Annotated in this window: 10 protein-coding genes and 3 pseudogenes; 2 read left to right on the plus strand and 11 right to left on the minus strand. The window is 48.0% G+C overall.

The annotated features are described in order from the left end of the window. Positions 1 to 423, minus strand: a pseudogene (locus AAH450_RS20830) (hemagglutinin repeat-containing protein); the annotation flags it as partial. 49 nt (positions 424 to 472) lie between these two features. Here AAH450_RS20830 and AAH450_RS20835 point away from each other — a divergent pair. Next, on the plus strand, positions 473 to 775 hold the full coding sequence (locus tag AAH450_RS20835; RefSeq protein WP_342911893.1) for a SymE family type I addiction module toxin: 303 nt from the start codon (positions 473 to 475) through the stop codon (positions 773 to 775). 56 nt (positions 776 to 831) lie between these two features. Here the strand turns inward: AAH450_RS20835 and AAH450_RS20840 are convergent, their stop codons facing one another. The 3 genes and pseudogenes from AAH450_RS20840 to AAH450_RS20850 form a co-directional block, all read right to left on the minus strand. Then, positions 832 to 1,332 (minus strand): immunity 42 family protein, encoded by a 501-nt coding sequence (locus tag AAH450_RS20840; RefSeq protein ID WP_342911894.1) that lies wholly within the window; start codon positions 1,330 to 1,332, stop codon positions 832 to 834. Next, positions 1,332 to 2,027 (minus strand): hypothetical protein, encoded by a 696-nt coding sequence (locus AAH450_RS20845; RefSeq protein ID WP_342911895.1) that lies wholly within the window; start codon positions 2,025 to 2,027, stop codon positions 1,332 to 1,334. Before AAH450_RS20845 ends, AAH450_RS20840 begins: the two co-directional genes overlap by 1 nt. Before the next feature lie 86 nt (positions 2,028 to 2,113). Beyond that, a pseudogene (locus tag AAH450_RS20850) lies at positions 2,114 to 2,455 on the minus strand (VENN motif pre-toxin domain-containing protein); the annotation flags it as partial. Between the two features lie 122 nt (positions 2,456 to 2,577). On the opposite strand from AAH450_RS20850, the gene AAH450_RS20855 reads away from it, so the two are divergent. Beyond that, positions 2,578 to 2,787: a SymE family type I addiction module toxin gene (locus AAH450_RS20855; protein WP_342911897.1), complete on the plus strand. Its 210-nt coding sequence runs from the start codon at positions 2,578 to 2,580 to the stop codon at positions 2,785 to 2,787. A 50-nt stretch (positions 2,788 to 2,837) separates the two neighbouring features. On the opposite strand, the gene AAH450_RS20860 is transcribed toward AAH450_RS20855, so the two are convergent. The 7 genes and pseudogenes from AAH450_RS20860 to AAH450_RS20885 all read right to left on the minus strand — a co-directional run bounded on the left by AAH450_RS20860 (position 2,838) and on the right by AAH450_RS20885 (position 7,585). Continuing rightward, a complete protein-coding gene (locus tag AAH450_RS20860) occupies positions 2,838 to 3,098 on the minus strand; it encodes a hypothetical protein (protein WP_342911898.1) in 261 nt (86 codons plus the stop codon). 81 nt (positions 3,099 to 3,179) lie between these two features. Further along, positions 3,180 to 4,385, minus strand: a complete 1,206-nt coding sequence (locus tag AAH450_RS20865) for a VENN motif pre-toxin domain-containing protein (protein WP_342911899.1) — start codon at positions 4,383 to 4,385, stop codon at positions 3,180 to 3,182. Between the two features lie 388 nt (positions 4,386 to 4,773). Then, positions 4,774 to 5,145 carry a hypothetical protein gene (locus tag AAH450_RS20870; protein WP_342911900.1) on the minus strand — a complete coding sequence of 124 codons (372 nt, stop codon included), beginning with the start codon at positions 5,143 to 5,145 and terminating at the stop codon, positions 4,774 to 4,776. Then, on the minus strand, positions 5,142 to 5,915 hold the full coding sequence (locus AAH450_RS20875; protein WP_342911901.1) for a hypothetical protein: 774 nt from the start codon (positions 5,913 to 5,915) through the stop codon (positions 5,142 to 5,144). Before AAH450_RS20875 ends, AAH450_RS20870 begins: the two co-directional genes overlap by 4 nt. An 88-nt stretch (positions 5,916 to 6,003) precedes the next feature. After that, entirely contained in the window at positions 6,004 to 6,420 is a 417-nt protein-coding gene (locus AAH450_RS20880) for an Imm63 family immunity protein (RefSeq protein ID WP_342911902.1), read from the minus strand. 66 nt (positions 6,421 to 6,486) lie between these two features. Continuing rightward, a pseudogene (locus AAH450_RS21195) lies at positions 6,487 to 6,609 on the minus strand (VENN motif pre-toxin domain-containing protein); the annotation flags it as partial. Positions 6,610 to 6,904: 295 nt separating this feature from the next. Further along, on the minus strand, positions 6,905 to 7,585 hold the full coding sequence (locus tag AAH450_RS20885; RefSeq protein WP_342911903.1) for an adhesin: 681 nt from the start codon (positions 7,583 to 7,585) through the stop codon (positions 6,905 to 6,907). Positions 7,586 to 7,589: the final 4 nt, after the last annotated feature.

A 7,589-nucleotide genomic window follows, 5' to 3' on the forward strand; every position in this document is an offset into this window, starting at 1 on the left:
TGTCCGCGCCACGCCCATCGACTGTGCGGCAATCTCGCCCACCAGCTGCGCGGTCTGCAGACGCTTCTGCTCTTTCTCCTTATCAAATATCGGGCTGATGCTGCCGTTGGCTCCGGCCGTGTCATGGCTCAGCGTGCTGACGTCCTGCTTCTGCGCCGCCTGGTCACGTACGATCAGCGTACCGTCGGATACCGCAGCACGGGTCACCCCTTCAGCATGACCGCCCGCCCCCAGTCCGCTGAGCAGCGAAGAAGCCATGTTGCCCAGTACCTGGCTGCCAACCGGGCCACCAGTGCTGAAACTGCCGCCCAGATACTCAACCTTGTAGTCCGCACGGTTACCGATATCGCTGAAGCCGAGCGTGCCGGTGTCGAGACGGTTTTTATCCGCGCCCGCCGTGGAGGCAATAAAGCCGCTGACCACAAGCAACTAATGAGGAGTTGATTATGTCTGAGACACATCATAAGCAGAGATGCACATACCCACAACCCATTGTTATACCGTGGGTTATGTCAGCGACGCGAAGTATCAGCCGGTTCCGGTGGTGACGCTTAAAGGCCACTGGCTGAAGGAGATGGGGTTTGATACCGGGACGGCGCTGGAGGTAAGGGTAATGGACGGCTGCATGATACTGACGGTTAAGCCGCACTCACCGGAGCCGGAAGTCATACAGACGCTGCGCCAGCTCTGCCCTAAGCTCTCGGCGCGTAAGCAGCGGGAGCTGATGGACGTGATTCAGGTGATGGCGAAGCCGAAGAAGCGCAGCGGTAACTGACTGAACAGCAGGCAAAAAATCCCAGCCGCTGAGAGCTGGGATAGTCTAAAAATATGTTATATCGCGTCTTTACTTGGAAGCTGTGCCAATACGCTGCTAACGGTTCCCCTACTTAAAACAGTTTTTCTAACTGTATTACCATAATCCGAACTGTATATTAGATATTCCTCGTTATTATCTTTTGGATAATAGAATAGATAAAATCCTGTATCAGCAATTTCAAGAGGACTTAAAAAAACACCCACTTTTTCTGAGTCAGGAAGTTCCTGATCATATGGATCGCTGTCAAGTATCATTCCATGTGAATGAGCTAATTTTTCTAATAAGGCTTGATCATCCATTGATAGATCTAGTTCTTTATTTTGACAATCAACTACTTCCTGATGACTACCCTTCAAATAACCCATAGCCATAGACAATGTATAATTAGAGCCTTTCGCTGGATATATTTCATCTTCGATAAAAAAATTGAAGATGCCATACTTCCAACAATCATCATCTGTTTTTTCCAAAACATCATAAAAAACAGCAAATTCAAAAGGTTGGCCAAAAATCATTATTTCCCCTTCAACTCTTTTATTTCTTTATTGAAGGATCCAAGTTCCCTGTTGCCCAATGCATTTTTTCCATCAGCAGTACTACCACTCCAGTGGAATGAGCCTGTGCCATCTTTGCTGGTATTGAAAAGTCGATGTATATTCCCTTCACTGTCAATGGATAATCTTATTTTCGGATCTTTCGTTGCAATTGAACGTTCAAAGAGATCTAAAGAACTTCTTGGCTCAATACCAGCATTAGGCCTAAATCCTTGAGCGCCAGGAGTATGTTTAGGATTCGATTCAACTTTTAATCCATTACTTGCCGCTGTAGGTTCAGGGTTCGGCAACCTGTTATCCCGACCTTCTGCCAGATAAGCTAAATCATCCTTATTAGGCCCGTCAGGGATCGGCGTGACCGTGGTAGTACCACCTGTATTCGGCACACCATTACTATTGCCGGTATTCGCCACTCCCTGGCCTGAAGTCTGATTATTCCCCGTATAATTCGGACCTGTACCAATTTGCCCCGCATTGTTACCTGTATGATTTGGCCCCGCATCAATCTGACCAACATTGTTACCCGTATGAGAAAGGTTGCTCTCCCCGTTCCCCATCATTGATGTGATTGCTGTAATCACAATCTGCGTGGCCATCGGACAGTCACCACCGGAGAGGCATTTATTCACAACATCACGGCCAAACTCTTTCACCATTGCATCCAGCTTCTGCGCGACAGCAGCATTAGCTTCTGTCTGCGGCGCTATTTTGCCGCAACCGGCGGTGGAGGTGGCATCAGCAGCGAGAGCAGGAAGTTATTCTCAACTGCATTTTTACCCGCCTGCGCACCCGCCACCGCACCGCCCGTGCTGTCTCCGGCCACACCGCCCGCCAGACCCGCCGCCAGCGTGCCCAGCGCGCTGATGGTCTGGCGCTGCTCCTCACTCAGGTCTTCGCACTTGACCCCCGGATACATCTGCTGCGCGATGTACTTGCCCATCGCCGCACCAGAGGCGCCCGCCAATGCAGGATTACCCGACGCGTATGACGTTACCGCGCCCACCACCCCATGCGCAATCAGGTTCGCCTGAACGTTCACCACGTCCTTTCCGTCCGGACCTTTCGTCGTCGTCAGCGTATGTATCTGCCGATTAAGCAGGACAGGTTAAAACAGATAATCAGCCAACACGCTGCTTAAAAGCGCGCTACCGGAGTGTTATAGAACCTCGGTACTGATGACAACAAATTCTAAGCGAGATAGTTATTATGGCTGCACAACTTCATAATTCAGAAAAGGTTTTAATCAAAGTCCGATGTTATATTCTGGGCTATATCTGGGACTGGGACCAGAGGAAGTTTGATAGGTCCCCGTCGATTACGCTGAAGGGAGACTATATATGGGATCTTGGAGTTGAAACAGGCAGAAAAGTTGAAGTGCTATGCGAGCAGGGCAAGCTGATTATCCGGCTGGCTTAGGAAACATTAGCAGGTAAAAAATCCCGGCTCGATTCGGCCGGGATTTTTTATTATGGATCTGATGGGTGAGATTTTCGAGCTTTTCGCTCATCTATTTTAGCGAAGATCCAGGATCTAAGAGCCGCTGCTGTTCCTGCAATAACACTTACGACCACAACATGCTCAATATCTGATCGCTCAAAACTTACTTTATGGCTCATAATGAGTTCTACCATTACCAGAGCCAGAGAAAAAAAGATCAAACAGCAAAAAACCATGTATAAAATGCTTAAAAATAGCAAGCCTACAGTCGGCTTATTTTTTCTTCTCATTAATTCTATCCTTGACAGCATTGCTAATAAATTCTCCTCCTGCAGCCCCAATAATATCACCAACTGGAGCTGAACCTGGGCCTAATATAGGACTAAAAACAGGGGGGCAATTACACCAACAGCTGTACCAAATGCCCATCCAGCAGTTGTGCCAGTTAACGCACCTTTATCAGGCCCATCAGTAAATATAGTGCTTCCCAATGATATCCCCAGATTAGCTCCTACTCCACGTCCCGGAGCTAATCCCCCCGTCACTGCCGCCGAAGCACTGCCCCAGTAATCCCAGGTTTTTTGCTGGTTTTCAGGCAAGCTCTGGTTCTTAGCACTGTTTATATCAAACCACTGATATGTCCCATTGGCGATTTCCGCGATTACTGCACCGCCCACAACTTTCCCTATCGATGCAGCTGGCCCCATGTAAGCTGCTGCCGCTATCAACACACCATCTTTATAACCGTTGACGATAACTTTGGTTATATTTGCCCCTTCAGGCAAATCACCTTTAACATTTTTACTCATTGCCTCGTTGATTTGCTGCGCTGTCGCTCCAGCATCATCCATCGACATTCCCAATGTTGAGGCTGAATTACCATAGCTGTTGAGTCCGGATGGCAGATTAAACAGTTCGTTATTTTCTACAGCATTCTTACCCGTCCCCACCCCGACAACTCCACCTGCCGGCGAGTCGGCCGCTATTCCGCCCGCCAGCCCTGCCGCCATCCCGCTCAGCGTGCTGACCATCTGCTTCTGGCTCTCCGTCAGGTCGCTGATGTTCGTGTGAGGATACATCACCGCCACGATTGCCCGCGCAGCCAGCTCCCCGCCCGCGGCACCCGCCGCGCCCGCTGAGGCGCTGTTGCCGGACATCTGCGCCAGCACCGCCCCCGCCACCGCGTGCGCCATGGTGTTGGCCAGCAGATTGGTATTTTCCGTGCCGTCAGGGTTGTACGTTGTCGTGGCTTTTTTAATCGCGTTAGCGATGTACGGCGACATTGCGCCGCCCGCTGCGGCCCCGAGGTTACTGGCGCTCAGCCCGCCCAGCGCGCCTGCCACGGCGGTCGCCACCATCGACCAGGTGCCGCCCGTGCCCCACTGCTCCGCCACCGCTTTATAACCAGGATCGCTCTGCACGCGCGCATTGAGTTCATCCTGAGAGAGGCTGGCATAGTCAGGATGCGCTTTCAGCAGGCGGTCGGCGGTCTCTTTCGCCGCCGTATCCAGTTGCCAGGTTTTCACGTCGTTGACGACCCTTACTGCCAGCTCCTGTACGCCCTGCGCAAATGCCATCTGGTTGTCGACTTTCTCCCTGAGCATGCATAAAGGGCAACATTCGTCACGCTGAAGTAAAGCTGGCTGGATTAGGCAGGGTTGAAACCGGCACTAATATAGATCCACGTAATGATCTCATGATTCAAGTACCGCTACCGGCCCACCGCAAGAGCCGGAAATCATGCAAACGCTGCGCCGGGTCTGTAAGTTCTCTGTCCGCAAGCAGCGCCAGGTTACAGAGCAAATTTTTTCAGAAGTGTAATACGCTACCATCCGGGCTAATACCCGCACTCTGGTGCTCAGCCTTATAAGATGCGCTATTTATAATATCGCTAAACCCCAGCGACCGGGGTCGAGTTTATTCCTCTCCACTGTTGCCGTCGATCCGATAACTGCACCATTTTGCTTATTTGGGCGTAAGATATTTGTAGTGCTTTGGGGGTTCGTAACCTTCTGGAATTTCTACCCATTCGCCAGTCCGAAGTACCATTTCCGTATCTTCCACAATGGCATCAAAGAAGCTAGATAAACTCATTGCATGAGTTCTTAACCTTAGCAAAGCTGATTGCATTGCCAGCTCATCATCATCATTTACTTTTGCCTGGGCAAGTAATTCCGCTTTAGATTGTAACAATGTTAGATATCTTACCAATGAAGTTTCCAGTGACTCATTATAATTAATAGCTAGATCATTAAAATCTATTGGCATAGGTGATTTCCGATTTAAAATATCTATGAAATCCCTCTTCATTTCATCCAGGAATGAGTAAGTTGTCATTTAGGTAATCTCCGATCCTCTTTAATAGCTGTTTTCATTTTGGTGTCATTATATGAACCATAAAGATTCAATACAACCTTGAATTTTCCTTTACTGTCAAAGAATTCCAAATGATTTTTATGTGCACCATCGAGGTAATACTTATCACCTTTAGAAATATAATCACCAACTGCATCCTTAGCCTGATAAACACTTTGTCCTTGATAGACCTGACTGGTTTTACGACAATTATCATTCATTTGGCTACCAAACCCAGGCTGCTTAAAGAACTCGCCCATATTATCAACTGCGCCTTTATTCGGTTCATATCCTTCAGCCAGATAAGTCAGATCATCTTTATTCTGTTCAGGGATCGGCGTCACCGTAATGTTACCACCGGTATCCGGCGTACCTTCAGTATTTCCGGTATTGCTTGCCCCCTGTTCACCAGACCGATCTGGCGTAACCAACGTCATTCCTTTATTTTGATCCGGGGCCGGATTAACCAGCTTGCCATCCGTCAAATCCCTGCCTGGCTGCGGGAAGATAGTGATTAAACCTTTCTGATCCTGACCTACCATGTAATCGTAAGCTTCTCGCTGCTCGGGCGTCAGTTTCTCAATCAGGTCAGCCTTACCTGTCATGGCAACGTTAAATACATATTCCTGTTCTGAAGCAGAGAGATTATCCAGGACGGTTTTAGCCGTGCCAATACCAAGCCGGGCACCCAGGCCTTTCTCAACAAGCGCATTCCGACAGCCAGCAACTTTTGAGCAGCCCTCAACCGCCAACTTTCCACCCTGAACTAAAGCACTCAGCGAGTTATTCTCAACAACATTCCCGCCAGAAGAGGCAGGATTTGTTGTTTAAAATGTAAAATCAGGGATAAAGGCTATCTTCATAAGGGCTATTCATCAATATCTCATCAAGATGACTCTGTGCTTTTAGCCCCCAATTTTCATTTATCTTGCGCATAAGTTCTACAATCTTAGGGAAATATATGCGCCGGCTGTCTTTTCCAGGAATTCGGTTAGAGAGTTCATAATCCACTGCAACAGCGTGTACAAAGTCATAGATTATCCAATAAAATAGCTCATCTATAGAGGACGTCACTTTTCTGGAAAACTCATATCCTCTCTCAGAATAGATATAATTATATTTTCCGTTTTCAAAAGAAATGTAGGGTGTACCATCACCGACAGGCGAAGTATGAAGAATGGTCGACTGGGGTGGAATACCGATTTTTGCAACCAGCATATCGACCTGTTTCTGGAGATCGTTAATATTTGCAGACATCTCAATTAACCTTCCGAATGTACTTGTTATCTAATAACCATTGCACATCTACTCGATCCTTCATATATCGGCATTTTCAAGCTTTATCAGCTCATTAGGCGCCGCCAGTGATTTATCTCCCTGTTTGATTCTCTCAATCGCCTTATTAAGCCGGTCTGAGGATGTGGCGCTGAGGAAGTTATTCTCAACAACAACCCCAGCAGCAAAGACTGGGGTTGTTGTTAATCTCAGTCAGGGGCCGAAGGTGGCTTTTTACGGGCATTAAACTTATCTATCAGATTAAATAATGTTGTGGTCAGTGTAATCGCAGAGCCAGCTATACACCCAAACACAAAAATCCTTTCCACATGATGGACAGGGAAAAAAAAGTGTCCTTTTGTTAGATAGATAAACAATGCCGCCCCACCTATAAGGAGAAAACCCAGAACAATGCAAAAGATACATGAATATATAAGCAACTTAATATAGGCAATCATTCTCCCCCCTACTTGTTTGTTTCGGAAGATGGTTGTGGGGCATTTAGTGCATCTTTCACATATCCACCTAAAATTTCACTACCAAAGGAACCTGTCGCGTCAATTATAAACCCAGGTACTTCTTTACCAGTTAATGAATTTATAATGCCTGGTGCATATTCACCAAACTTACCACCGGCCCATGCTCCAGCAGCAGCCCCACCAATAGATCCAGTATCAGGCCCATCGGTGAAAAATGCGCTGCCAGCCGCTATTCCAACGTTCTGCCAGACTCTTCTTCCCGGGGCAAGCATCCCTGAAATCCCGGAGCTGACGCTGCTCTTATAATCCCAGTTTTTATTTTCATTGCCTGGACGACTCAGGTCAAACCATTGGTAGCTTCCATTGGCTATCTCAGCAATAACTCCGCCACCGACCACCTTACCGACTGATGCTGCCGGTCCCAAATACCAGGCACCTGCAATCATCACGCCATCCTGATAACCTTCAACAATAGCTTTAGTAATATTCGCACCTTCCGGTATAACCCCGGTTACCAGCTTATCAGAGGCATACTTAATCTCCTCTGGTGTTGCTGGATTCAGAACCTTACCCGTTTCATCAGTGAGATTTGTATTATTAACCAACGATCCCTGTGCCTGTACATTATCCCAGAAACCCGTGCCGAACCCGTCCAGGCCGGACGACATATCA

It is taken from the genome of Erwinia magellanica (assembly GCF_039023495.1).
In the GTDB taxonomy this organism is placed as follows: Bacteria; Pseudomonadota; Gammaproteobacteria; order Enterobacterales; family Enterobacteriaceae; genus Erwinia.

Coding starts and splice junctions, on each gene's coding strand:
- AAH450_RS20885 (WP_342911903.1), bottom strand. CDS start 7,585: ATGTCGTCCGGCCTGGACGGGTTCGGCACGGGTTTCTGGGATAATGTA.
- AAH450_RS20840 (WP_342911894.1), bottom strand. CDS start 1,332: ATGATTTTTGGCCAACCTTTTGAATTTGCTGTTTTTTATGATGTTTTG.
- AAH450_RS20860 (WP_342911898.1), bottom strand. CDS start 3,098: ATGAGAAGAAAAAATAAGCCGACTGTAGGCTTGCTATTTTTAAGCATT.
- AAH450_RS20870 (WP_342911900.1), bottom strand. CDS start 5,145: ATGACAACTTACTCATTCCTGGATGAAATGAAGAGGGATTTCATAGAT.
- AAH450_RS20845 (WP_342911895.1), bottom strand. CDS start 2,027: ATGGTGAAAGAGTTTGGCCGTGATGTTGTGAATAAATGCCTCTCCGGT.
- AAH450_RS20855 (WP_342911897.1), top strand. CDS start 2,578: ATGGCTGCACAACTTCATAATTCAGAAAAGGTTTTAATCAAAGTCCGA.
- AAH450_RS20865 (WP_342911899.1), bottom strand. CDS start 4,385: ATGGCATTTGCGCAGGGCGTACAGGAGCTGGCAGTAAGGGTCGTCAAC.
- AAH450_RS20835 (WP_342911893.1), top strand. CDS start 473: ATGCACATACCCACAACCCATTGTTATACCGTGGGTTATGTCAGCGAC.
- AAH450_RS20880 (WP_342911902.1), bottom strand. CDS start 6,420: ATGTCTGCAAATATTAACGATCTCCAGAAACAGGTCGATATGCTGGTT.